The organism is Streptacidiphilus melanogenes, assembly GCF_000787835.1.
GTDB classification, from domain to species: Bacteria; Actinomycetota; Actinomycetes; order Streptomycetales; family Streptomycetaceae; genus Streptacidiphilus; species Streptacidiphilus melanogenes.
Genome location: NZ_BBPP01000004.1, coordinates 81,848 through 108,076, shown reverse-complemented (window position 1 = coordinate 108,076; position 26,229 = coordinate 81,848). Strand labels below are relative to the sequence as shown.

Annotated in this window: 17 protein-coding genes; 8 read left to right on the top strand and 9 right to left on the bottom strand. The window is 70.9% G+C overall.

From position 1 onward, the window contains the following. Window positions 1-117: 117 nt before the first annotated feature. Together TR49_RS06125 and TR49_RS06120 are read right to left on the bottom strand one after the other, a co-directional pair. Window positions 118-1,032, bottom strand: coding sequence for an Lrp/AsnC family transcriptional regulator (locus tag TR49_RS06125; RefSeq protein WP_042378100.1), 915 nt, complete (start codon window positions 1,030-1,032; stop codon window positions 118-120). A gap of 17 nt (window positions 1,033-1,049) precedes the next feature. Next, a complete protein-coding gene (locus tag TR49_RS06120; RefSeq protein WP_042378099.1) occupies window positions 1,050-1,670 on the bottom strand; it encodes a TetR/AcrR family transcriptional regulator in 621 nt (206 codons plus the stop codon). A gap of 129 nt (window positions 1,671-1,799) precedes the next feature. Between TR49_RS06120 and TR49_RS06115 the strand changes: the two genes are divergently transcribed. Both TR49_RS06115 and TR49_RS06110 read left to right on the top strand, forming a co-directional pair. Further along, the gene (locus TR49_RS06115; protein WP_042378097.1) at window positions 1,800-3,275 is read left to right on the top strand and encodes an APC family permease; all 1,476 of its coding nucleotides are present in this window, start codon (window positions 1,800-1,802) and stop codon (window positions 3,273-3,275) included. A 32-nt stretch (window positions 3,276-3,307) separates the two neighbouring features. Beyond that, a complete protein-coding gene (locus TR49_RS06110) occupies window positions 3,308-4,909 on the top strand; it encodes an amidohydrolase (RefSeq protein WP_042378095.1) in 1,602 nt (533 codons plus the stop codon). 9 nt (window positions 4,910-4,918) lie between these two features. On the opposite strand, the gene TR49_RS06105 is transcribed toward TR49_RS06110, so the two are convergent. From TR49_RS06105 to TR49_RS06085, 5 genes are all read right to left on the bottom strand, one after another. Continuing rightward, window positions 4,919-5,389, bottom strand: a complete 471-nt coding sequence (locus TR49_RS06105; protein ID WP_042378093.1) for a MarR family winged helix-turn-helix transcriptional regulator — start codon at window positions 5,387-5,389, stop codon at window positions 4,919-4,921. An 80-nt stretch (window positions 5,390-5,469) separates the two neighbouring features. Continuing rightward, window positions 5,470-6,267 carry an SDR family NAD(P)-dependent oxidoreductase gene (locus TR49_RS06100; protein ID WP_042378091.1) on the bottom strand — a complete coding sequence of 266 codons (798 nt, stop codon included), beginning with the start codon at window positions 6,265-6,267 and terminating at the stop codon, window positions 5,470-5,472. Window positions 6,268-6,472: 205 nt separating this feature from the next. Next, complete coding sequence (locus TR49_RS06095) at window positions 6,473-6,817, bottom strand: hypothetical protein (RefSeq protein ID WP_042378089.1); 345 nt, start codon at window positions 6,815-6,817, stop codon at window positions 6,473-6,475. Window positions 6,818-6,889: 72 nt separating this feature from the next. After that, a complete protein-coding gene (locus TR49_RS06090) occupies window positions 6,890-13,024 on the bottom strand; it encodes an RHS repeat domain-containing protein (protein WP_152627093.1) in 6,135 nt (2,044 codons plus the stop codon). Window positions 13,025-13,696: 672 nt separating this feature from the next. Next, complete coding sequence (locus tag TR49_RS06085) at window positions 13,697-14,404, bottom strand: hypothetical protein (protein WP_160311545.1); 708 nt, start codon at window positions 14,402-14,404, stop codon at window positions 13,697-13,699. Between the two features lie 287 nt (window positions 14,405-14,691). Here TR49_RS06085 and TR49_RS06080 point away from each other — a divergent pair, with 287 nt between their 5' ends. The 5 genes from TR49_RS06080 (at window position 14,692) to TR49_RS06060 (ending at window position 24,273) form a co-directional block, all read left to right on the top strand. After that, entirely contained in the window at window positions 14,692-20,448 is a 5,757-nt protein-coding gene (locus TR49_RS06080; RefSeq protein ID WP_063770028.1) for an FG-GAP-like repeat-containing protein, read from the top strand. Between the two features lie 112 nt (window positions 20,449-20,560). Next, a complete protein-coding gene (locus TR49_RS06075; RefSeq protein ID WP_084724609.1) occupies window positions 20,561-21,499 on the top strand; it encodes a LysM peptidoglycan-binding domain-containing protein in 939 nt (312 codons plus the stop codon). A gap of 178 nt (window positions 21,500-21,677) precedes the next feature. Further along, window positions 21,678-22,910: a lytic transglycosylase domain-containing protein gene (locus TR49_RS45250; RefSeq protein ID WP_052434048.1), complete on the top strand. Its 1,233-nt coding sequence runs from the start codon at window positions 21,678-21,680 to the stop codon at window positions 22,908-22,910. 162 nt (window positions 22,911-23,072) lie between these two features. Then, the gene (locus TR49_RS06065) at window positions 23,073-23,813 is read left to right on the top strand and encodes a GntR family transcriptional regulator (protein WP_042378426.1); all 741 of its coding nucleotides are present in this window, start codon (window positions 23,073-23,075) and stop codon (window positions 23,811-23,813) included. Between the two features lie 64 nt (window positions 23,814-23,877). Then, window positions 23,878-24,273, top strand: a complete 396-nt coding sequence (locus TR49_RS06060) for a VOC family protein (protein WP_052434047.1) — start codon at window positions 23,878-23,880, stop codon at window positions 24,271-24,273. Here the strand turns inward: TR49_RS06060 and TR49_RS06055 are convergent. Continuing rightward, a complete protein-coding gene (locus TR49_RS06055) occupies window positions 24,270-24,896 on the bottom strand; it encodes a TetR/AcrR family transcriptional regulator (RefSeq protein WP_042378085.1) in 627 nt (208 codons plus the stop codon). The two genes, TR49_RS06060 and TR49_RS06055, sit on opposite strands and share 4 nt — an antisense overlap. Before the next feature lie 86 nt (window positions 24,897-24,982). Next, window positions 24,983-25,471 carry a MarR family transcriptional regulator gene (locus TR49_RS06050; protein ID WP_042378083.1) on the bottom strand — a complete coding sequence of 163 codons (489 nt, stop codon included), beginning with the start codon at window positions 25,469-25,471 and terminating at the stop codon, window positions 24,983-24,985. Between the two features lie 73 nt (window positions 25,472-25,544). Between TR49_RS06050 and TR49_RS06045 the strand changes: the two genes are divergently transcribed. Then, window positions 25,545-26,216 carry an NAD(P)-dependent oxidoreductase gene (locus TR49_RS06045; RefSeq protein WP_042378076.1) on the top strand — a complete coding sequence of 224 codons (672 nt, stop codon included), beginning with the start codon at window positions 25,545-25,547 and terminating at the stop codon, window positions 26,214-26,216. Window positions 26,217-26,229: the final 13 nt, after the last annotated feature.

Sequence of the window (26,229 nt, the reverse complement as noted above, 5' to 3'; positions counted from 1 at the left end):
CATTAGAGGGCAGGCGAAAAGACGGCGTCAAGGCTGACCAAGGAGGGAATTGCAGGCTTCTTGCCAAGGTTCCTGCGATTCACTTATGCGTGTTGTCCAAGCCCGGGGATTCGCCCGTCAGACGGGCGAAATCTGCGCGTAGTCCTCCTTGACGATCTCCAGGTGCACCCAGCTCTCGGAGCGGACCACACCCGGCAGCGCGCGCAGCCGGTCGAGGGTCGCCAGCAACCGGGCCCGGTCTGGTGCGTCCACGCCGCAGACCAGGTCGAACCGCCCGTGCCCGGTCATGACGAAGTTGACGCCCTCGATCGACGCCGCGGCCGCGGCGACCGGCCGGGCGGTCGCGTCGACCCCGATGCCGATCCCGGCCGCCTCGCGCACGCCCACCGCGGCCGACGCCACCAGGCCGGTGACGTGCACCGCACCTGTCTCTATCAGGCGCAGCACGCGGGCGCGGGTGGCGGCCTGGGAGAGTCCGACGCGTTCGGCGAGGCCGGTGTAGCTCATCCGTCCGTCGCGCTGCAGCAGCGCGAGCAGCGCCCGGTCGCGCTCGTCGGGAGCTGGGGCCGCGGCCCGCTCCCGTGCGGGCGCCTCGGCCCCGGCGGACGAGTACGCCTCCTTGACCAGCTCCACGCAGCGGACCACCTCGATGCCGCGCACCTGCGGCGCCGCCCGGATCGCCGCGAGCTCGGCGTCGAGCGCGGCGGCGTCGCGGGCCCGCACGTCCGCGACCAACTGGCGCCGTCCGGCCGTGCGGGAGAGGAACATGACGGCGTCCCGCCCGGCCAGCACCCGCGCCGCGGCGGCACTGTCGCCCACCACCTCGACGGAGACGTGCGCGAGCGCGCCGAGGCCGACCACCTCGGGCGCGACGATCCCGACGACGCGCACCTCCCGCCGGTCCAGCAACCGCGTCACGCGCGCCCGCGCGGCCTCCCGCGAGATCCCGACCTCGGCCGCGAGCTCCTGGAAACTGGCCCGCCCGTCGCGCTGGAGCGCGGTGACGAGCGCGGCGTCGGTGGCGTCGAGCATGCGGTCTCTCCCGGAGACTAGGCCGTGGCGGTGGGGACGAGCGTCGTGCGGACGTGGTCCAGGAAGGCCGCCAGGGCCATCTCGAAGGCCTGGTCCGCGCGGCCCGCGGCCGGGACCGCGGCGAGGGCCCGGGCGAGCAGGGGGGTGGACCCGTCCGGGTTGGGCTCCCACATGATCTCCGGGGCGGCCAGATCCAGCGCCGAGCCCAGCACGATGTTCTCCATCGCGGTGATCACCGGCATCACCGACTCCAGCGCGAAACCAGCCTCCAACAGCGCGCCCACACCGCGCTCGTACTGCGCGAGCACCTCCGGCGCGGCGATCTGGGAGGTCGTCAGCAGCGGGATGGCGCGCGGGTGGGCCGCGAACGCCGCGCGGTAGGAGCGGGCCCAGGCCTCCAGGGCCACGTCCCAGGGGCGGAGGTCGAGCGTGGAGGCGTCGATGTCCTCGGCGATGCGCACGCGCAGCAGCTCGACGATGCCGGCGCGGCCCTCGACGTGGTGGTAGACGGAGGCGGTCTGCACGCCGAGCCGACGGGCGATCTTGGGGACGCTGAAGTCGCCCTCGGCGTCGACCAGGTCGAGCGCGGTCGCGGCGATCCGCTCCCTGTCGAGCAGGGCCTTGCTGGGTCGCCCCATGGCGGACCCCCTCCGCATGATCAGGAAAATCGGGTCTTCCCAGAGGGTAGCCGTGCGGTCTAAGGTGCCAAAACCATCAGCCTTTAGGTTTACGGGCCGGCCCCACCCGGCCGCCACAGAAGGGCTCCCATGACTGACACCTCCACCGCTGTCCCGACTCTGCGCCGGGGCACCCTCGGCACCGCGGACATCGCCTTCTTCGTGGTCTCCGCCGCCGCACCGCTCACGGTGATGGCCGGGGTCGCCCCGCTCGCCCTGCTGGTCGGCGGCATCGGCGCGCCCGCCGCGTACCTCGCCGCAGGCGTGACGCTCGCGGTCTTCGCCGTCGGGTTCACCACCATGAGCCGCCACGTCCGCCACGGCGGCGGCTTCTACGCCTACATCACGCGCGGGCTCGGCCGCCCGGCCGGATTCGGCGCGGCGCTGCTGGCCCTGCTCGGCTATCTGGCCATGAACATCGGGGTCTACGGCCTGCTCGGCTCGGCGACGCACGACACGCTGCTGTCACTCGCGGGCTGGAACGTGCCCTGGCCGGTCCTCGCCCTGATCGGCGTCGCCGTCATCTGGTTCGGCGGCTTCCGTTCGATCGACTTCGGCGCCAAGGTGCTCGGCGTCCTGCTGCTGGCCGAGACCGCGATCCTGGTGCTGCTCGCCGTCGCGGTGCTGGCCAAGGGAGGCGCACACGGCCTCTCCCTCGGCGCGTTCGCACCGGGCCGGATGACGGCGGGCGGCATGCCCGGCGTGCTGGCCATGGCCTTCGCCGCCTTCACCGGCTTCGAGTCCACCGTCATCTACCGCCGCGAGGCCAGAGACCCGGCACGCACCATCCCGCGCGCCACCTACATCGCCGTCGCCTTCCTCGGCCTCTTCTACGCCTTCATCGTCTGGACCGTCATCCAGGCCTACGGCGACCAGCAGGTCGTCGCGGCGGCCGCGAAGGACCCGACGGGGCTGTTCTTCTCCGCGATCAGCAGCTACGTCGGGCCGTGGGCCGCCGACGTCATGCACGTGCTGATCGTCACCAGCCTCCTGGCCTCGCTGCTCGCCTTCCACAACGCCACCAACCGCTACGGTCTGGCCATGGCCGAGGAGGGCGTGCTGCCCGCCGCCCTCGGGCGGATCCACGCGAAGCACCGCTCGCCCTACGTCGCGGGCGTCGCCCAGAGCATCCTGGCCGTCGTGGTCGTCGTCGCGTTCGCCGCGGCCGGGGCGGACCCGTACACGCAGCTGCTGCTGTGGGTGAACACCCCCGGCATGCTGGCGCTGGTCGCGCTGCAACTGCTCGCCGCCGTCGCCGTTCCGCTCTACTTCCGCCGTGTCTCCCACAGCGAGGGCCCGCTGCGCACCGTCGTCGCCCCAGCGGTCGCCACGCTGCTGCTGGGGGCAGCCCTGTGGCTCGTGGTCGCCAACATCAACCTGCTGACCGGCGCCTCGTCCACCGTCAACCTGACGCTGATCCTGCTCGTCCCGGCCGCCTTCGCGGCGGGCCTCGGCTACGCGCTGCGGGTGCGCGCGAGCCGGCCGCGCCTGTACGCACGGTTCGCGGCCGAACCCGCCGAGGAGCCCGTCGGCGAGTCCGCGCCCGCCGTCCCCGCCGCTTCCTGACCGCCCCTCACCGTCACTCGAAGGAGCTCGCGTTGTCCTCCGCACCGGACACGATCGTCCTCGCCGCCCGCGTCCACACCCTCTCCCCCGACGCCGCGCCCGTCACCGCCGTGGCCGTCAAGGACGGCCTGATCAGCGCCGTCGGCGACGCGCTCGACGCCCGCGCGTGGCGCGGCCCGGGCACCGAGGTGCTCGACCTCGGCGACGCCACCCTGGTCCCCGGTCTGACGGACGCTCACAGCCACCCCGTGCTCGGCCTCGACATGGCCACCGGCGTGGACCTCTCCGGCGTCCGTGACCTCGACGGCCTGCGCGCCGCGCTCACCGGCGCGGAGCGCGCCGACGGATGGGTCGTCGGCTGGGGCCTGGACCACAACGTCTTCGCCGGACGCCCCGTCCACCGCGAGCACCTGGAGGCGGCGCTCGGTCCGGACACCCCGGCCTTCGTCCGCCTCTACGACGGCCACTCGGCGCTGGTCAGCGGTGCGGCCCTGCGGATCGCCGGCCTCGACGGTCCGCGGGAGTTCGCGCAGCGCGCCCTGGTCGTCTGCGACGCCGACGGCACCCCCACCGGACACCTGATCGAGCATGCCGCGATGGATCTCGTCGTCGCCGTGATGCCGCGCCGCCCCCTGGAGGAGCGTCGCGAGGCGCTGCTCGCGCTGCTCTCCGGGATGGCCGCGACCGGCCTGACCAGCGCCCACGTCATGGACGCGGGCGGCGACGTGCTGGAGTTGCTGCGCGGGGTCGAGGACGGCCACGAGCTGCCGCTGCGGCTGCGGTTGGCTCCCTGGTGCATGCCGGGGACCGACAAAGAGGGCCTTGCGGAGCTGATCGCGCTCCAGCGCGAGGCCGGTCGCAACTGGCTGGTCGGCGGCGTGAAGTTCTTCATGGACGGCACCGTCGAGGGCGGCACCGCGTGGCTGGAGCACCCCGACTGCCACGGCCAGAGCCGTGACAGCTTCTGGCTCGACCCGCAGGCGTACACCGCCGCCGTCCACCACCTGCACGACGCCGGCGTCCGCACCGCCACCCACGCGATCGGCGACGCGGGCGTGCGCCACGTCCTCGACACCGTCGAGGCGCTGGGCGCGGACGGCCGGATGCGGCACCGCGTCGAGCACATCGAGACGCTGCCGTACGAGCAGGCCGTCCGCTTCCGGCAGGCCGGTGTGATCGCCTCCATGCAGCCCACCCACTCGGCGTACACCCGCGCCGACCACACCGACCAGTGGTCCCTGCGCCTCGGCGAAGAGCGCGCCGCACGCGCCTGGACCTGCCGCACGCTGCGCGACTCGGGCGCGGTGCTGGCACTCGGCTCCGACTGGCCGATCGCCCACTTCGACGCCCGCGCGATCCTCGCCTACGCCCAACTGCGCCGCCACGCGGGTACGGACACCGCGCCCGTCGCCCCGGACCAGGCCCTCACCCCGCTGATGGCGCTGGAGGGTTACACCACCCACGCGGCCCTCGCCGCGGGCGAGCCGGAGACCACCGGCCGCATCGCCCCCGGCCTGCGCGCGGACCTCACCGCCTTCACCCTCGACCCGCTCACCGCGGCACCGGACGAACTGGCGCGGACCGCCGTGCCGTTGACCATGTCCAACGGGGTCGTCACGCACCGCGCGGACTGACCGGACGCCTCAGGGCCGGGGCCAGGGGCGGCCGTCGATGTGCTCGATGGAGGCGTTGAAGCGCTTGAGGTAGTCGGCGAACGCCGCGACGTCCTCGGGCGCCCAGCCGGTCAGGACCTTGTCCAGGCCGGAGACGAGCTCCGCGCGCGCCTCCTCCAGGCGGCTCGCGCCGTCCTCGGTGATCCGGAACTTGCGGGCCATCCCACCCTCCGCGTCCGGGATCCGCTCGGCCAGACCCGCGCTCACCAGCGCGGCGGTCTGCCGGTTCAGCGTGGAGGCGTTGAGCCCGAACGCCTCGCTGAGCTGCCCGATCGACATCGGGCCCTCGCCCTGGAGACGGCTGAGCAGGATGTACGCGCTGCGCTCCAGGTTGGCGCTGGTGCGCTTGCTGGAGGAGCCCATGTGCACGTGCCGGCCGAGCACCATCATCTCGTACTCGATCAGCTCCGTGGGCCTGCCCGGCGTCCCCGGCTTGTCCATCGTGCCCGTCTCCGATTCGTCGTCCCTGCAGGTCAGTATGCCAAGAACGGTGCCGGTAACGACGCGTCGGGCGACGACGCTCAGCGCGCCATGTACCCGCCGTCCACGGGGAGCACCACACCGGTGACGAACGAGGCCGCGTCCGACGCCAGGAAGGCGATCGCCCTGGCCACCTCCTCCGGCGCCCCGAGCCGCCCGAGGGGGTGGGCCTGGGCCATCCCCTCCAGGTAGGCCGGCCCGCCGGGCTCGTCCTCGAGCGCGCGGACCCGCTCGGTGGTGATGGTGCCGGGCGCGACCGCGTTGACGCGGATGCCGTGGGCGGCCCATTCGACGGCCAGGTGCATGGTCAGGCCGGAGGCGACGAACTTCGCCGGTCCGTACGCGGCCTGCCGCGCCTGCCCGGCGAGGCCGGAGATGGAGGACACACAGACGATCGCGCCGCCGCGCCCCTCGTGCTGCTCCTCCTGCGCCAGCATCGCCTCGATCGCGTACTTGCAGGTCAGGAACATCCCGCGCCCGTCGACGGACATCACCTTGTCCCAGCCCTCCGGCGTGGTCTCCAGCACGTCGGACAGCGGCAGGATCCCGGCGTTCGCCACGGCGACGTCCAGCCGTCCGAAGGTCCGCACGGCCGTGGCCACCATCCGCCGCACCTCGGCCGGGACGGCCACGTCCCCGACGACCGGCAGCAGCCGCCCCGGCGCGCCCTCGGCCACGAGCCGCGCGCCGAGCCGCTCCAGCCCCGCGCCGTCCAGATCCGCGCCGACGACGTCCGCCCCCATCCGCACGAACAGCTCCGCCGTCGCCCGCCCGATCCCACTCGCCGCCCCGGTCACCAGGCAGGACCGCCCGGCCAGGCTCACCAGAGGCACCGTCACCCGAGGTTCCGTCACCGCACCGCTCCCGTCCGTCGACTCCACTGCCGTGATCAACGACCCGACGGCGGAAGCGGTGCGGTTCTGCGTTCGATCCCGCGGGCTTGACCGCCCCCTGCTCAGGCCGACAAGCCTCCGGGGGCAGGCGATGACCATAGACGGCCAGCCGAGGTTGTGGCCCATTCCCCGCCGGTCGGCCAGCCGGCGCTCAGCCGTCGCCGTCCGCGGCGCGACCGAGGAACGCGAGAAGACGCTCGAATAGCAGCTCACGGGCACGCCCCTGGGGATCGTCAAGCCCCAGGCTCTCCGACGCTGGTCGGTCCGGGTAGGCAAGCCGCCAGATGAGGACCGGCCAGGGCAGGTTCCCCCCGGTGCCGAGGGCGCCGACGAGCTCCTCCGAGAACCCCCGCAACAGCTCGAAACGAGTCGCGAGATTCATCCCCTGGATCAGCATGACGTAGTCGCGGTAACTGCCGTCCAGGCCAAGGAGGCCTGGACGATCCTTGAGTCGGGCCAGTTCTCGCGCAACGTACGCGAGACGTTCCTGCTCCATGGAGACTCCATATCGACGCGTGCGTGGAAGCTGCGGGACCGCGCGGAATGCGCGGCCCCGCAGCGAGAATGGTTACCGTTCGCCGGGCGGAAGCACCAGCGTGTCGCCGATGCCGTCGTAGTCGTCCGGGAGCGGACCACCAATGGCGAAGAAATCACCGTCGGTGAACTTGCTCATGTATTCGGGGATCGATTCTCCGTAACGCCCGGTCCACGCGTCGAAAACCTGCCCTTCGTTCACAACGACGATGTGCCGGCCCCACACCATCTCCTGGGTGCGGTACTTCCCGGTCAACCATCCGGTGCCATACGGTGCGCCGGTCATCGTCTTGTCGTAGATCTGCGCCCGATAGCCGCCGATCTGAGCCTGGATTTCCTGAGCGATCTTCTCGCACCCCGAACTGCCTGTAATGGAATCGAGGGAGGCCGGCTGCCAGTCGGCGCCCAGGTCCGGCCTCCCGCTGCCACCTCCACCGATCGGGACTGCGGCAGCCGCACTGACCGCCGCCCAGGCGCCGGGCATGGATCCGTGGGCCACACCGGCAGGGCCGAGCACGAACCCCGTGGCGTCGCCCGTGCATCCGCCGGTGAACGCGCAGTCGTTAAGGAACAGCGTGGGCCGGTAGGCGCCCGCGATCCCGAGTTGCGCGCCGGCCGCGGCGAAGTGCGCTCTGAAGAACAGGTCGATGACGGACTGATCGCACAGACCGCTGTGGGAGGAGCAGACGTCGTGCCAGAGTGAGAGTTCCTCCTCCGGCTTCAGGTTGCTGTAGCTGCCGGCAAAAGAGTCGTACTTCTTGAACTCCGCGGCAAAGAGCTTCGCCAGGTGCTGGACCACGCCGTCGCCCTTGTCCTCGATGAAGACATGCGGCGTGATCTGCACGTAGACCGGCGTGTAGACCGGTGCCGGCTTCCCGCAGTTGTGCAGGTAGTAGCACATCTCGTGTCCCGGGCCGTTGCCCGGGTCGACGTACATCTGGCCGCTCGGGTCACTGCCGGTGGTCGGGTCGTTTCCGGCGTAGTCGTAGCCGCCGAGCTGGTTGGGGTCGGTGGCCTCGAAGACCGGGTCGACCGAGAGGAACCGGCCGGTCTGGGGGTTGTACTCGCGGGCGCCGAGGTTCTCCAGGTTCGTGGCGGGGTCGGGCGTCCCGCCGACGTAACCGTCGTCCCCCGGCCAGCTGGACGGTGCGGTGCCGCGGGTTCCTCCGAAGGGGAGGTACTGGCGGCGCGTGGTCTGCTGCGTCTGGTAGTCGATCGCGAGGGTGTCCGTGCCCTGCCGGTTCGGGATCAGGTACTGGACGTCGCCGGTGTTGGAACGTTCGGCGACCGTGGTCCCGCCGGCGCTGTAGTAGCGGGTGGCGGTGAGCGCCTGGGAGGACAGGTTCTCGGCGATCTGGCTGTCGCCGAGGAACAGGGTGGCCTGTGCGGGATCGGTGCGCAGAATCAGGTTCCCGTCACCGTCGTACAGGTAGTTCGTGGTGCCCGCGCCGGTGGTGTCGCTCGCCAGCCTTCCCTGGTCGTTCCAGACCAGGTTCTGGTTGCCGAGCGCACCGCCGCTGATCGCCGTGGTGTCTCCCGCCGCGTCGTAGCTGTAGCCCGCCGTGTTGGCGGCGGCGTTCGGGCCGGTCGCGGTGGTGCTGGTGAGGGTGTGCGGCTGGTCGGTTCCGGAGCCGGCCGCGGGGTAGTTGTAACTCGTGGTGGTGTCGTTGGCAGCGGTACCGCCGGTGTCGTGGTCCGTCTCGGTCAGCCGGTCACCGGCGGCGTCGAAGGTCCACGTCTGCCAGTACGGGTTGGGCCCGCCGACGGTGCTGCTGCTTCCCCCGGTGGGCGTCGCGGCGCAGTGGTCGGTCGCGGTCCAGGCGGCGTTCAGGCGAGTGGCGTAGTCATAGCCGAAGCACTGCGTGTCGACCGTGGCCCCGCCGTTCTGCGAGTCCGTCGTGGAGGTCAGCAGTCCCGCGCCCTTGGACACGGTCGCGTTGCCGAACGTGTACTGGGTGTCGTCGACGACGGTCGAGCTCGTCGAGTCCGTGGTCTTGGCGTCCGTGATCGCGTTCGTCTGCGGGTCGTAGGACAGGCCCAGGGCGACCCAACTGGTGGACGGCCCCATGGTGTACTGCGACACCTTGCCGTACTCGTCGTAGCCGATGGCGCTGACATACGTCCACGTGGCTCCGCCGCTGCCCGCCACGCTGGTGAGCTGGCCGTAGGTGTCGTAGCCGTAGTTGACGCTCTCGGAGGGAAGGCCGCCTGTCGCCGGGTCCTGCTGGCTGGCCAGGTTTCCGGTGGAGTTGTAGGTGTAACCGGTCGTGTAGCCGGCTGTCGGCGCGAGCGCGGCCTCGTTGCTCGGCAGGTTGGCCAGGGTGACCTTTGACGCAGCCGGTTCCCCGTAAGTGTTGTAGGCCAGCACCGTCGAGGTGTACGCCGGGCTTGCGGTACCCAGCTTGTACGAGGTCGTCGCGGTGGGGTAGCCCTTCTTGAGCGTGTCGTACGTCCAGGCCCCGATCTGGTCGGCGCTGGACTGGGCCGCGTTCCCGGTGGTGTCGTAGGCGGCCGTCCTGCGGCCGTCGAGGTCGTAGGTGTAGCTGGTCTGCGGCTTGGTCGCCAGGGACGTGTTGCTGACCGTCAGCAGTTGGCCGGCGTTGTCGTAGGTGCTCGCAGTCGTCCCGGAGTCCGGGTCGGTGGACGACACCTGCCGGCCGAGCAGGTCGTACGACCAGGACCACGAGTTGCCGGCTGCGTCCTTCTCGGTGGCCTGCTGCCCGCTCGGGAAGTACGTGTACCTGGTGTCCGAGTAGTCCCCGGCCGGGTCGTTCAGAGGATCCGCGGGAACACCCGAGTGGTACTGGTACAGATCCGTGGTGTGCCCGCGTGCGTCGGTGATGACGCTCTGCGCCACGCCTCCCGCCGGGGGCACGGTGGTGGTGAAGTTGCCTCCGTAGACGTAGCTCGTGCGCCAGGTCTCACTGCCCAGCGCGTAGGCGACGGTCGCGGTCTTCCGGCCGTCGCCGTCGTAGACGAAGCCGGTCTCCGAGGGGATCTGACCGTCCTGGGCCTGGACCAGGGTGCTGCCCGGAGCGCCCGTCGTGTAGTAGAGCGCGGTCGTCTTCGCGACGGAGCCGAGGGTGTTGTAGACCGTGTCGGAGACGTTCCGGCCGCCGTCGAGGGTGGCCGCCTGGCTCTCTCGGACCCGCAGCAGCGCGTCGTACAGCGTCTCGCTGACGCGGTAGGTGCTGCCGTCGTTGTCCAGGGTCTGCGTGGTCACCACGGAGGGCGCCGTGGCCGAGATGGCGTAGGAGTACTTGGCGACCGCGGCGCTGACACCGGGGGCGAACGCCGCCGTGGTGCGGCCCAGTGCGTCGTACTGACTGGACTTCACGTATCCGGCGGCGTCGGTGGTGGACGTCTCCAGGTCGCGCAGCGGGTCGAAGGCCGTCGTCGTGGTGTGCCCGAGGGGATCGGTGACGGTGATCGAGGTCGGCTCGGCGCCGGTGGCCGGGCTGTAGCCGGTGGTGGTCTTGCGGCCGTCCGCGTCGGTGACCGCCGTGGGACGGCCGTACTGGTCGGAGCTGGTGACCGAGGAGATGGTCGTCCAGGTGGGGGTCGTTCCGCTGTAGCCGGAGACCTTCTGCACCGTCGTGGGGTCACCGGCAGTCGGGGCGCCGGCGAAGGTGGTGCTGCCGTCGTAGAAGGTGTGGGTGTCCGACACCGCGTCGCCCGGAAGGCTCGGCGTGGTGGAGCAGTTCACCGAGACGGTCTGCACCTCGTCCGGGGTGTCCAGGATCCAGGCGGTCGTGTTGTCCGCGTAGCTGGTCGTGGTGCACAGGTCGTCGCCCGTCGTGGAGACGTCGCCCTGGTCGTTGACCTTCACCACCCGGCCGTAGGAGTCGTAGGTGTTGTCGGTCTCGGTCTCCCGGGTGGCACCCGAGGCGAGCGGCGTGAAGACCTTGGTGTCGGCGTTGCCGATGTGGAAGGCCCGCTGGGACGGCAGGCCCCCGGAGAGCGCGTGGGTGGCCGTCGCGGGGCTGCTCCAGGGGTCGCTGACGGTGTCGGAGACGACCTTGCCGCTGCCGGAGCCGTTGAGGACCACCGTCTCGAAGGTCTGTCCGGCGAGCTGGTCGGAGTCCGCCACGGGCGCGTCCCCGCGTGTGTCGGCGATCGTGACCGAGCGCGTCTTGCCGCCGGGGAGGGTGTCCCCGTCCATGCCCTGGAAGTAGTAGGAGTCCGTCTCCGTGACCGGGTCGGGGCTGGTGCCGGTGGTCACCTTCATCCCGTGGAAGCCCCGCCACTGGTCCCAGGTGCGCTGGTTCGAGGGGGTCAGCGGGTTGTCGTTGTAGTGCCAGGCCGGCGAGCCGATCGGCGTGTAGCTGGTCACGATGGTGTCGTTCACGCCGCCACCGGTCGGGTCCTGCTGGGTCACGCCGGTGACGATGTACTTGTTGAACCAGTCCTGGATCGGGCTGGTCTGCCCGCTCGGGGTCCAGTAGTCGGGATAGCACAGTGTGGTGTTCTGGCTCGGGTCACTGGGCGTGCCTCCGGCGCACGCCGGACCCGAGTAGCCCACGCTGATCACGCCACCGGTCTCGGTGGTGATGGTGTTCAGCCGGTAGCGGGTGATCGGCGGGTATCCGTCGCTCAGGTTCACCCGGTTCGACAGCGGCGTCCCGGAGAAGGTCACCGCGGGCATGGTGATCGGCGAGGTCGAACCGCCGGCGCTGGTGTCCTGCCCCGTGTGCGCGATGGAGGACAGCCACAGGGAGGGCGTGGTCGAGTCGCCGGTCGCCGGGAAGGAGTAGGCGAAGGCCCAGGAGTCGACGTTCGTCTCGCTCGTACCGACCAGCGCCTGGGTCTGGATGCCCGTCAGCTCGTTCTCCGACCAGAAGGTCGGGGAGTTGACGGAGCACGAGGCGCCGCTGGCGCAGTTCTGGTCGTAGGGCACGTCCGGCCAGTGGGACGCGGTGCTCGAGCTCAGGGTGGAGGTGGCGCAGCCGGTCGAGGAGGTGTTGCAGCGCCCGTTGTAGCTGAAGGTCACCTGCCCGGCCGGCGTCGTGGAGTACACCGATCCGTCGCGCTGACCATACTGGATCTTGGCGAGGGCCGCGTCCCGAACGTACGGGGTGTTCGCGGTGGTGCCCAGGTCCCGGGCGTAGTAGTTGGTCGACGGCGTGTAGAAGTAGGACATCACGTCGCCGTGGGTGTCCTTGACGTAGTCGAGCATCCACCGGTAGCCCTGCTGGCACCAGGAGTTGGCCCAGGTCGCGTTGTAGCAGGGCTGCCCGGAGGCCGTGGCGTACACCGGCTCGGTCAGCACCGAGTTCGTCACCGGGCTGCCGGACGCCCAGCCCGGCAGCTGGTTCAGGCCGAAGGTGTACTGGGTGCCGTCCGGTGTGGTGACCCGCCAGTACTCGCCGCCCTGCGCCCCGTTGGACGCACCGGTCAGGTACTCGATCTTCTCGTTCGCGTCGTCCTGCGCGTGCCAGACACCGGTGCTGTCGTCCTTGACGAGGGTCGTCGTCTGTCCGTTCAGCGACATCGTCATCTGGTTGTCGGACGACCAGCAGGCGTCCCACGTCTGGGTCGTCCCGGACGGGTTCTGGTGGCAGGACTGGTAGGACCGCTCGACGAAGCCCTCGGTGAGCGAGAAGCCGTCGCCGACCGTGGACGCCTGGTTGTTCGTCGAGGACGTCAGGCCGTCCACCGCCTGCGAGTCGTAGCCGACGTTCAGGCTCGGCGCCAACTTCCCCGGCACCGGGGGGACCGTGATCGGGTACGACCAGGTGAACGCATCGGTGCTGCCGCCTGCGGCCCAGGAGCCGGACGCCTTGAGGCTGGTGGCGGTGAAGTCGCCGCCGCCGTCCCCGCCACCGCCGGTCGAACTGGCGGCCAGGACCATGGCGGTCGCATGAGCCGAGGCCGTGGCCGTGGAGACAGAGGAGGCCGTCGAGGCGTGCGGGCCCGACCCGCCGGAGACCGGGAGCTCCGCAGAGAGCGTCTGTGTTGGGACGCTGTTCGTCGCCACCAGCGGCGTCTGCTTGCGGCAGGCGGCGACGTGCGGCGTGGTGACGGCACAGGCGGGCAGCTCGACCAGGCGCAGCCGCGAGGCCCAGTCGGCGCCGAAGGCTCCGGCGAAGTCCCTGTACCCGAGGTCGAACCTGACCTTGCCGTGCGGGGCCGCCGACAGACCTGAGACGGAGAGCAGTACACCGCTCACGCCCGCTGCACGCGCTGAGCTCTGCGGGAGGATCTGCACCGTCGACCCGGTGACCGCAGAGCCTGACACCGGGGCCAGCCAGACGGGAAGTGATCCTGCGCGTTGCCGCGCCGACTTGGCAGCCCCTGCGGAAACCGGTGCTCCGGCGGACCGTGGCGCCGGCGTCGAGGTCGCACCGACGACTGCGCGACCCGCGGGCCAGGTGACATGGGGACTCGGCGACGTGGCAAGCCGCTTGGCCGCACGGTAGTGGGAGGTCACCGGGGTGACCGACACCGGCTCCGTCCGGACGGCGTGCGGCGCCTTCCGGGCCTGCACCGGCTGCGCGGCCCCCGTCAGTCCGGCGATCAGCATGGCGGCGGCCACGGTGGCGGCACCCACCCGTCGCAGGCGTCCTGGTGGGCCGTCACTTCCTCGTGTTCGCGTGGAACTTCTGGGTGTACTCATACTCGACTCCACTGTCGTCACCTTCGTGATCTTGAGATCCGCGCGGACACTACCAAGCGCGCGAGGGCCCCGAAGCAGCTGAGGGCTGGACCTGGAGACTCTTACCGCCTCTTCGATTTGGTCACATCAGGACATGTTCTGACGTGCCGGGTCCGGCCGCGCCCCCCAGGAGAGCGGCCGGACCGCGGCACCGCGCCGATCACCCGGCAGACGGTTCCGCGGAGGTCAGAGATCACCCCGGACGTGGACGACCCGGGTCGGTTCCTCGGTGAGCCACTGCGGGACGGTCGTCAGGTTGCGGCCCGTCCGGGGCAGGAACCACTGCCGGACCACCGTGCGGCCGTCCTTGTCCCATTCACGACGTGCCACCGGGGTTCGGCTGCGCCGGACGAACCAGTCGACCACCTGCCACGTCAGCTCATCGGGCGTGCCGCGGAACCCCGCGGCGGCCTCAGTGGGGGCGCCCGGCAAGGTGAACATCTGGTCGTGGACCTCGTCCGCCACAGCGGCGTCGCTCGCGCAGAAGACGCCGAAGACGAGCAGCGAGGTCGCCGCCTGATCGTCGTCGACGAACAGCAGCAGCAGGAGTTCCCTGCGGTGGTCGCCGAGCGCGGGGATCGCGAACGTGTCGTCCGGGTCGACGTCGAGCAGACCTTCCTCACACCGTGCGCGCACCAGCTGCAGGAGCCTCAACTCGTCCGGCTGGAAGCTTTCGTCACCCTCGTCGCTGTCGAACCACATGCTGCCCTGTCCAGGCTTTCGTCGTCGTTTCGCGATCGTTGCGCCGCCTTCCGCTCCGGTCTCGGCCCCGGCCCAGGCGCCGGCGAATCCGCCGGGCCGACGCGGCGCCCAGGTATCACGGCAGTCTTCTCCCCTGCTGATCGATTGTTGATCATGAACATCCGGGAAAGCTACCAGCGCCGTCCGAGCCACGACAGGACGGAAGTTGACCGAATCGGAGTCTTACCTTCCGGCAAGACCGAGGGAAGTCGGTAAGAAAGCGGCGGAAGGCCCCCCGCTAGGCCGAAGATCGACAACGCTGGCACGCCCGGGCCCGCGGCGCTCTTACCCACTTCTTGATTAGGACACTTCAGCACATGTATTGACCTGCAGTGACATACCTTTCGATCTTGCCGAGTTGATCGCTGGCGCACCGTCTCAGCTCACCCCTAGGTTCATGTCCGAACGTTGACTTACCTTCAGGGGAGAGACACCGAACGATGCACGGTCCACGTAACGGCCAGGCGCGGCCGCGCCGCGCGGCGCTGGCGGCGCTGGTTGTCATGGGGGTGAGCGCGGCCGGGCTGACGCCCGCCTACGCCGCCGCGCCCGCCAAGGCAGTCCATAGAAACGCTGAGACGTCAGGCTCCCCCGAGCCGACGACACATCAGACTCACTCAGACAAGAACCTCGGATCCCTGCCGAACGGCTTCGGTATCACGCCGACCGACCAGGTGCAGATGCGCCGGGCCTCGGCGAGTGCCAAGAAGTCCGGCAAGGCCGTGGTGGTGGACTCGCTCACCACCCCGACCGAGGAGGTACTGGCCGAGCCCTCGGGCAAGTTCGAGCTCGCGGCCAACCCGCACCCGGTGCGCGTGCACACGTCCGGTGGCTGGGCCCCCGTGGACCTGCGCCTGTCGCGTCAGTCGGACGGCACGCTGGCGCCGAAGGAGACGGCCTACGGCACCGTGTCGTTCTCCGGTGGCGGCGGCTCCGCTCCGCTGGCCGTGATCCGCTCCAACGGCACCTCCGTCGCCCTGAGTTGGCCGGGCACTCTGCCCACCCCGCAGGTCAACGGCGTGACCGCCACCTACGCCTCCGTGCTGCCCGGCGTGGACCTGCAGGTCTCCGCCACGTCCAGCGGCGGCTTCAGCTTCGTCCTCGTGATCCACTCAGCGCAGGCGGCGCAGAACCCCGAGTTGCGCACCCTGCACCTGGGTACCGTGGTCCACGGCGGCCGGCTGGTGCAGGGCCGCGATGGCGGTCTGACCGTGCTGGACAGCACCGGTCGCCAGGTCGCCGACGGCGCGACGCCCATGCAGTGGGACTCGAACACCACGCTGCCCACCTCCGCGCACCCGCGCGCCGGAAAGGTCGCGGCTGACCGCTCCGACGCCGACCACCCGGGGCTCGCCGCGCGCGTGGCGACCGTGGGCACTCACGTGGCCCCCGGTTCGCTGACGCTGACGCCGAACACGTCCATGCTGACCAGCAAGAGCACCGTGTGGCCGGTCTACGAGGACCCGAACGTCAACTGGCACCCCGCCACCGGTGGCACGCCGATGTTCGACGAGGTCAAGCAGGGCTGCCCGGGCAACTCCTTCACCAACCAGACCGGCTCACTCGCCGACAACGGCTATCTGGGGGTCGGATACAACGGTTGGCAGGAGGGCTACTGCTACACCGGTGACGAGCACGCGGTGTACCAGTGGAACCTGCCGCGCTCGCTCTACCACGCGGACATCAACACCGCGACGGTCAACGCCACCGACATCTACTCGGCGTCCTGCTCCACCACCGCGAGCGTGAACCTGCACTGGTCCAAGGGCATGGGTTCGGGCACCGACTGGAGCAACCGCCCCGGGTACAACAGCTACTCGACCTCCGCCAGCTTCGGCCCGGCCTACAACCCGCAGTACTGCTCCTCCAACGGCAGCGTGACCAACGGGTTCAACGTGCTCTCGCCGATCCGCAGCGAGGCCGCGAGCGGCGCCACCACCTTCACGGTCACCCTGAGCGAGGACTCGATGGAGTCCTCCCACAACGACCTCGGGTTCAAGCGGTTCTCGAACAACCCGACGCTGCAGATCTTCTTCAACAACCCGCCGAACCCGCCGACCGCCGAGACGATGTCGGCCGTCGCCGGGGCGGACAACGTGGGGTGTGACACCGCCTCGCCGTACCCGTACATGGGCAAGACGATCGCCAGCACCCCGCCGGTGCTGAAGGCCAAGGTGACCGACCCCAACGGGGACAAGCTCCAGGCCACCTTCCAGTACTGGCTGGACGGTTCCAGCACCAAGACCACCATGCTCAGCGGCGACAACCTCGCCAGCGGCACCTCGGCGACCGCGAGCCTGCCGTCGAGCTTCATCTCCTCCCTGACGAACGGCCAGACCGTCGACTGGGACGTGAAGTTCTTCGACGGCATGGACTCCACGTCCTACACCCAGTCCCCGACCTGCCACTTCAACGCCGAGCCCACCGCTCCGGACAACCCGACCGTGGCGTCGGTCAACAACCTGTACCCGGACATCGACGCCACGGACTCGCCCACGGTGGGCGCGACCGCCGGCACCGCCGGTCAGTTCTCCATCTCGGGCAACGGCACCACCGCGACGAAGTTCGTCTACAACCTCGACCAGAAGCCGGCCAACACCAACCCGCCGGCCAACGAGACCGTCACGGCGACCAACAACGCGGCCACCATCACGGTGACTCCGCAGTCCCCGGGCGTGCACACGCTGTACGTGTACTCCGTCGACGCTGCGAACGACGTCTCCGGCGACCGCGCCTACCGGTTCATGGCGGCCGGCACGCCGAACACGACCTGCAACAGCTTCTCGTCCTGCCTGAACAACGTCGCGATCTCCCCCGACAACAACATGGGTCTGGGCGCCGCGGACGGCTACTCCAGCATGTCCGCCACCGACCTCACCAACGCGGGATGGACCAGCGGCGGCAAGGTCACCGTCGACGGCGCCACCTTCGCCCTGCCGGCCTACGGCTCCGGGCAGAAGGACAACGTCGTCGCGGCCAACCAGACCATCACCATGCCTGCCGGCACGGGCGGCAACGCGCTGGTGTTCCTCACCAACGCCACCAACACCAACCCGCTCAACACCTCCCCCGGCGCGATCGCGGGCCAGTCGACGGCCCCCTACGTGCCGGAGAACACCCCGATCGCCGCGTCCTACTGCTTCACCGGAACCACTCCGGTCGGCGTGTGCCCGACGACGGGAACGATCACCTACACCAACGGCACCAGCACCACGTTCACGCTGACCGTTCCTGACTGGGTCTCCGGACCGCAGTCCATCGCGGCGGTCTCCCTGCCGCACTGGAACCGCCCCTCCGGGCAGGTCACGGCGGGCGCCGGCCAGGGCCTGAAGATCTACCCCTTCTCCGTCCCGATCGACCCGACCCTGCAGGTCCAGTCGGTCACCCTGCCGGACGTCAGCGGCTCGGGCACGGGCGGCCAGGCGCTGCACGTGTACGGCATCTCGACCCGCAACACCACCGCCGGCACCCCGGAGGTCAACGGCACCTACGCCGCGACCCCCTCGGGGCAGAGCTGGACCGGTGCCTGGGCGAACGCCAACGAGGGCAACTACAACTTCCAGGGCAGCAACTTCAGCAACCAGACCTTCCGCATCGCGCTGAAGCCGTCGCTGTCGGGCGGCACGGTCCGCATCAAGCTGGACAACGGGATCGGCACGAGCACGCTGAACATCGGTCACGCGACCATCGCGCTCAGCTCGAACTCCGGCTCCCCCAGCGCCACCCCGTCCGGCACCCCGACCACGCTGAAGTTCGGCGGCAGCCAGTCCGTCGTCGTTCCGCAGGGCGGCGCCGTCTACAGCGACCCGCTCAGCTTCAGTGTGACGGCCGGTCAGTACCTGCTGGTCTCCTACCAGCTGACCAACTCCGTGCCCTACCTGGTCCAGCACTCCTACGCCAACGGCTCGTACCAGTACATGAGCGCGTCCGGCAGCGGTGACAAGACCACCGACACCACCGGCACGCCGTTCTCCGGCACCGGCACCTACCAGGGCAACTACACCGACCTGGTGACGGGTCTGGACGTCCAGTCGGCCAACGTGCCCACCGAGGCCGTGCTCGGGGACAACCTGACCGACCCGTTCCAGCCGAACACCTCGCCTCCCAACTCCAACGGCCTGCGCGTCTCCGACGCGCTCTCCTCGGCGGAGCCGACCAGCAGCGCCCCGTTCGGCGTGCTCGCCGAGGGCATCGAGTCCAACCAGCTCATGACGGACAACCCGGAGACACTCAACGGCGGCGCCATCGGCGGTCCGTCCGCGCTCTCCCGGATCGACCGCGACATCCTGGACCAGCCGGGCATCAACACCGTGGTGGTGAGCGAAGGCCTGGAAGACCTCCTGGCCCGCAGCGGCGACTCGACGGCCGGCAACGACCTGGAGAACAACGGCTACCAGGCGCTGGTCCAGCAGCTCAACGGGTGGGGCATCAACGTCGTGCTGACCTCGCTGACTCCCTGCCAGGGATTCGGCGGCGACGGCGCCACCCCGAACGACCCCTGCACCGGCACCACCGACACCAACCGCGTCGACGTCAACGCCTACCTCGGCGGGAACAACCTGGGCGGCCCCTGGGGTACCCCGGCCGTCTACTTCGCCGACTTCGACGGGGCCGTCTCGGCTCCGAGCGCGTACGCCGGTGAGGAGCGGCTTGCGCCGTGGGCGGACAGCGGCGACCACGCCAACCTGTCCCTGGCCGGTTACGGCGCCCTGTCCGACGCGATCCTGAACCCGCAGAACAGCTGGCAGGCGAACGACGGCAACGGCATGCCGGTGGCTACCGACACCGCCGCCACCGACACCCCGCAGACGCCCGGCACCATCCTCAACTCGAGCACGGGCCAGGCGACCCTGACCCTGTCCGGCACCGGCGCCACGTGGGGCGACGACCCGATGCGCGGGACCGTACTGAACCTGGACGGCACCGCAGGCACCGCCACCGACAGCAGCCCGGTCCTGGACACCAGCAAGAGCTTCACCGTCTCGGCCTGGGTGAAGCTGCCCAGCGCCCCGACGCACAACATGACCATCGCCGCCCAGCAGGGCGCCGAGGCCAGCTCGTTCTACCTGCAGTACAACTACGCCAACCAGTCCAAGCCGGCCTGGGACTTCTCGGTCACCAACGGCGACACCGCCAGCCCGGGCTTCACGCACGCCATCAGCACCAGCGTGAACACCGGGCAGTGGACCCACCTGGTGGGCGTCTACAACGCTGCGGCCAAGACCACGCAGCTGTACGTCAACGGCGCACTGGCCGCCTCGGCGAGCGGCGTCACCACCTGGAACGCGCCGAACTCGTTCACCGTCGGCAGCGCCCTGTACAACGCCACTCCGACCGACTTCTTCAGCGGTTCGGTCAGCGGGGTGCAGACCTACGCCTACGCCCTGTCCGGGAACCAGGCGAGCGCCCTGTACCTGTCCGACGCCGCCGGCGGTCCGTACGTGTTCGCCGACAGCGTGGACATGAACGGCGACGGCCACCCGGACCTGGTCGCCCAGGCCGCCGACGGGGACCTGTGGATCTTCTGGGGCGACGGCAGCCACGGCCCGAGCCCGAGCAACGCGACCCTGCTCGGGTGGGCCTTCGAGAGCTACACCATCGCGGGCATCGCGGACTTCAACGGTGACGGCTACCCCGACATCGTCGCCAGGGACTCCAGCGGCAACCTGTGGCTCTACCCCGGTGACGCCAACCACGACACCAGCACCCCCCGCGTGCAGATCGGAAACGGCTGGGGCTCCTACAGCTTCGCCGGCGTCCGCGACTGGAACGGCGACGGCAAGCCCGACGTCGTGGCCAAGGACTCCGCAGGCACCCTGTGGAACTACCCTGGCACCGGCGGCATCAACGGCACCAGCACCCTCGGCACCCGCGTCCAGATCGGCACCAGCTGGAGCACCTACACCCTCTCCGGGCTGGTCGACTGGGACAAGGACGGCCACATGGACCTGGTCGCCATGGACTCCTCCGGCAACCTGTGGCTCTACCCGGGCGACGCGAACCACGACACCAGCACCGCGCGCGTGGAACTCGGCACCGGCTGGACCAACTTCCCGGTCGAGGCACTCGCGGACTGGAACGGTGACGGCAACCCCGACATCATCACCCGCGGCCCCGGCGCCGTGCTCTGGGACTACCCCGGCAACGGCACCCGCACCAGCCCCGGCGCCCGCTTCCAGATCGGCGTCAACTGGTAACCACCGCACCACCCAGTAGCCCGCACCGCGCGGGCGGCTGACCCCGGGTGGGGTCGCCCCGGCCTCCGGGGCGACCCCACCCTTCCCCGTCTGAACCCCTAGGAGCCCGCTCATGTCCTCCGGCTCATCCGGACGTCACGCCAAGCCCCGGACCCCCGTCGCCCGCCGCGCGGCCGCCACCACCGCACTGGGTGCGGCCGCCGCGGTCTCCGCCGTCGCGGGCGCCAACAGCGCCCAGGCCGCCACCACCCCGCCCGGCACCACCCCCGTGTCGAGCTACACCGTCGTCTCCGGCGACACCCTCTCCGGCATCGCCTACAAGGAGCACGTCCCCGGCGGCTACCAGGCCCTCGCTACCGCCAACCACATCGCGTCCCCCTACGTGATCCACCCGGGCGAGAAGCTCGTCCTCCCGGCCGGCTCCTACGTCACCAACCCCACGCCCGCGAACCCGTTCCCGGTTCCGGTCGCGGTCGGCCAGGCGACCCAGGTCATCACCGTCAAGGCGTCCGGCTCCTACGCCACCGTCACCCTGTGGGCCAAGAGCGGCACCAGCTGGCAGAAGATCGCCAGCACCACCTCCGCCCGCGTCGGCGCCAACGGGATCACCAACGGCGCCACCCGGACCCAGGGCACCGACACCACCCCCACCGGCACCTACACCATCACCGAAGGCTTCGGCGTCGGCGCCAACCCCGGCACCAAGATGCCCTACCACCAGGTCACCACCCACGACTGGTGGGTCGAGGATCCCACCAGCGCCTACTACAACCAGATGCGCACCGACACCCAAGGGGGCTTCCACCTCACCGAGCAGGGCGACGACGGCAGCGAACACCTCATCAACTACCCCACCCAGTACCACAACGCCCTCGTCATCAACTTCAACATGAACCCGGCCGTCAAGGGCCGCGGCGCCGGCATCTTCTTCCACGACCTCGGCCCCCAGGCTGGGCCCACCGCCGGCTGCGTGGCGGTCCCGGCCACCTTCATGGCCCAGGTCATGCAGTGGATCAACCCCGCCGACCACCCCGTCATCGCCATCGGCTGACGCCGGGCCGGCATCCGAGGGGTGCTGTCTCCGTGCCAACATGGCGGGCGGCAGCACCCCGAGGGCTCTGCGACGCGTCCCTCACCCCGACGCTGCGGACCCCGGCGGTCCACACCGCGACGTTCCAGCCCCCGGCATCCCACATCCCGACGTTCCACTCGACGGAGACCAGCAGCGCGTGAACACCCACCGACCGCACCGCCGCACGATCGGACCCGCGAAGCACAGGGCTCGGCCCGACCGCGCACGGCTGTGGTGCACGGCGGCTTCGCTCGCGGGTGCCGTCGTCCTCGCCGCAGTGGTCGGCCAGCCGGCCCCGACGGCCGCGGCCGCAGCCACTCCCGCCGCCACGCACGCGACCTCCGCCACCGGTGACGGCGGACCGCTGGACCTGGTTCTTCCCCCGACGCCGACGGGTTCCCCCGGCGCCTCCTCCCCCGACGCGGCACCCGGCACCGGGGGCGTCACCATCCCGGCAGGTTCGGGGATTCCGTCGGTCGTCTGGGACGCCTACCGCTCCGCACAACGATCCGTCACGGCATCCGATCCGGGCTGCCATCTCGACTGGACCGTGCTGGCCGCTGTCGGCGAGGTCGAATCGGGCCAGGCCGACGGCGGGAACGTCACGGCCGACGGCACCACCCGGTCCCCGATCCTGGGACCGGCCCTGGACGGAACGAACGGCAACGCCGCCGTCCCCGCCCCCGGCGGCGGTTGGGCACGCGCCGAGGGTCCGATGCAGTTCCTGCCCTCCACGTGGGCGTCCTGGCGGGTCGACGGCAACCGGGACGGTGTCGCCGACCCGAACAACGTCTACGACGCCGCACTCGCTGCCGGCCACTACCTGTGCGCCGACGGACGCGATCTGGGCCGGACCGCGGATCTGGACGCCGCCATCCTGTCGTACAACCACTCTCCGGCCTACCTGGCCACGGTCACCGCCTGGATCAGCTACTACCGTTCCTCCCCGACCGTCCCCACCGCCTCGTCGACGATCCCGCCGTCCGACACCCCTGGCGCCCCTGGCACCCCCACGGCTACGACGCCGGGGAGCACGAAAGCGACGCCGCCCGCGTCGACCTCGCCCGGTGCCGGTCCGTCCCGCAGCGCCGGCGGCTCGCCCACCCCGAGCGCCGGCACCGGTACCGGCAGCACGCAACCCACCACGACGTCGAGCGCGTCCCCCACTCCCAGCGGCACCGTGTCGGTCCCACCCTGCCCCGGACCGAGCGGCCCGTCTCCGACGGCCAGCGCGCCGCCTTCGAGCGCCTCTCCTTCGAGTGCTTCTCCTTCGAGCTCGCCGACGGGCAACCCGCCGACCTGCTCCGCGACGCCGACTCCCGACCCGAGCGGCAGTGCCGGCACGGCGCCGGCCACCGGCAGCGCCCGGCCGGCACCGATTGCCGCCTGAGGCGGCCGGGCCTCCGGGCGTGCGGCCACTGCGGTGTCCGCCCACGTGACCGGCTCGGCTAGGCTCGCAGGCGTGAGCAGCCTGCCCGTCGAACCGCGGAGCGCGACCCGTTCCGTCGTGCCCGTCACGCCCGTCGCGCCGGTCACCCCCGACACTCCCGCGATGTTGGCCGCCTCGCGGGCCGGGGTGCCCGAACGCGGGGAGCTGCCGAAGTACTTCCAGGTGAAGCAGAAGATCGACGCGGTCCTGGACGAGCTCGGCCAGGGGACGCCGCTGCCGACCGAGCGCGAGTTCGCGGAGCGGTTCGGCGTCTCCCGGATGACCGTGCGGCAGGCGATCCGGGAACTGCGGCTGGAGGGGCGCGTCCAGCGCAGCGGGCGCTCGACGGTGGCGGCCGGGCCCAAGCTGGTGCAGCCGCTGATCCTGGCCAGCTACACCGAGGGGCTGCGCCGCCAGGGCCGTCGGCCCGGCCGCGAGCTGGTGGCGTTCGAGCAGCTCGCCGCGGACCCGGCACTCGCGTCGGGACTGCGCGTCGAGGCCGGCGCACCGGTCTTCCACCTGGAGCGCCTGCTGTTCGCGGACGAGGAGCGCGTGGGTCTGGAGAGCACCTACCTCTCAGCGGAACGCTTCCCGGCACTCGCCACCGACTTCGACCCGCGCACCTCGCTCTACGCCTACCTGCGCACCGCCGGTGTCGTCTTCGCGGACGCGGACGAGCGCATCGAGACGGTGCTCGCCTCCCCCCGCGAGGTGCAGTTGGTCGGCACCAGCCCGGCCCTCCCGATGCTGCTGCTCAACCGCGTCACCCGGGACCGCGGCGGCCTCCCCGTCGAGTGCGTCCGCTCCCTCTACCGCGGCGACCGCTTCAGCTTCACCGCGCATCTGGTCGCGGAGGAGAGCTGAGCGTCAAAGCGCACTCGACGTTCGCTCGATCCCTGACCGACCGGCAGGTCCTAGCGTGCCGCGCATGGAGATCCCCGAGCAGTACAAGTACGCCGTCATCCCGCAGGTGATGCTGGAAGGCGCCGCCGAAGCGATCAAGTTCTACGCGGCTGCGTTCGGAGCGACCGAGATCTTCAGGCACGAGGGCGACGACGGACGGATCGGCCACGCCGAGATCAAGGTGCACGGCTCGACGCTCATGCTCGGCGACGCGCATGCCCCGTTCTCTCCGCCGGAGGCCGACGGCCCGTCCGTCGGTCTGCACGTCTACGTCCCGGACGTGGACGGCCTGACCGCCCAGGCCGTCGCAGCCGGTGCCGAACTTCTCGCCCCGCCGACCGACATGCCCTACCCCGCCCGTAGGTCGATGCTCCGTGACCCGTTCGGTCACATCTGGGTCCTGCTGACGCGCACCGCCTAGCCGCGAACCTCCCACAGGGAGGCGATGAGCCCCCGGACCGAGGCGCGGAAGAGAGTGTCGAGGTCGGGGGCCGCCGCGAAGGAGGTGGCGAGCTCCGGGTCCTGCTCGGCGGTCTCGGCGGTCCAGAGGTCGGGTTCTCCCGGGTGTTGGGCGGGAGCCCGTTCGCGGTTGCGCTCGACCAGCACGAAGCCGACGACCTGGAACTGCAGTGCCCGCACGGCCTCCGCCGCGGCGGCGCCGCGCAGTCCTGCGGCGTGGGCCTCGTGGACGAGGGCGCGCTGCGCGGGCAGCATCATCAGCTCGGTGAGGCCGCGCTCGTGGACCAGGGCGATCAGATGCGGGCGGGCCCGCAGCTTGCGGCGCAGGGCGAGGGCGACGGCTTCGGCGCGCTCCGCCGGCGTGCGCCCCTCGGCGCGGATCTCCCCCATCTCCTCGACCGTCCGCGCGACCAGCTCGTCCAGCAGCGCCTCGCGGTTGCCGACGTGCCAGTAGATCGCGGTGACAGCGCAGCCCAGTTCGGCTGCGAGTCGACGCATCGTCAGCGCGCCCGGCCCGTGGGCGCGGACGAGCTCGGCGGCGGCGTCCAGCACCGCGCCCCGGCTGAGTGCGTCCCGCACGGCCATCCGATCACCACTCCTCCACCGCGTCCGAGTCGTCGAGCCGCCAATTGTGCCCCGGGATACCACAGATGGGCGCCTCAGGGGCAGCGCTACCGCTCCGCCTCGTCCAGCGCCAGCGTCGAGACGCGGCCTGCCTCGGCGACGCGCGCAAGGAAGTCGGCGATGACGGAGAGTTGCTGCTCGTCGTAGCGGGAGCAGATCTCCTGCACCGCGCCGTTCATCCCGGCGAACTGCGCCAGCACCTCCTTGCCGCGCTCGGGCAGCGCCCGGATCCGGACCACGCGCCGGTCCTCGGCGTCTCGCTCGCGGACGATCCAGCCCGCGCGTTCGAGGCGGTCGAGCACGCCGGTGAGGGTCGCCGGGTGGAGGCCGGCCGCCTTGGCGAGCGGCCCCGCGCCGATGGGGCCGAGCCGACCGATCAGGTCCAGGCAGTCCATGTCGGCGTCCCGCAGCCCGAGCCGGCCGCTGACCCGGCGGTTCAACTGGGCCAGCTGGACGCCGACCTCGCGCAGCCCCTCCCGGACCTCGCGCCGGGCATCCCGACGGGCGGCCTCGCCCCTGGATACTTTGGAAGTCATATGTTACGGTCTCCATAGAGTATGGCTTACAAAGGAACACTACCCGCACCACGCATCGGCAGGGGTATTTCCCATGAAGCTCACCATCGTGGCCGCCACCGGCGGCATCGGCCGACAACTGCTCGCGCAGGCGCTCGCGGCCGGGCACGAAGTCACCGCCGTGGTCCGCAACCCGGCCCGGCTCGACGTCGAGGTGGACGCCGTCGCCGTGGACCTCTCCGCACCCGACGCCCAAACTGACGCGCTGCGCTCGGCGATGGCCGGCGCCGACGCGGTCCTCTCCGGACTGGGCGCGCGTACGAGGGCCGACCACGGTGTCGCCGCGCGCGGCACCAGGGCCCTGATCGAGGCGATGAACGCGGTCGGCAGCGAGCGCCTGGTCGTCGTCAGCGCCGCACCGATCGGCACCTTCCCCTCCCCCGCGCGTCCGCACCCGCCGCGGCACGACGAGGGCGACGGCTTCCTCATGCGGCACCTGCTCAGCCCCGTCGTCAAGCGCGTCCTGCGCGACCACTACGCGGACCTGGCCGTGATGGAGGACGAGATCCGCGCCAGCGGCCTGAGCTGGACGGTCGTCCGCCCGCCGCAGCTGAACGACAAGCCGCACACCGGTCACTACCGCACCGCGCTGGGCCGCAACCTGCGCGGCGGCACCAAGATCTCCCGCGCGGACGTGGCCGATCTGATGCTGCGCAGCCTCACGATGCCCGAGACCGAACGGGCCGTGGTCGGCGTCGCCTACTGACCCGCACCGGACC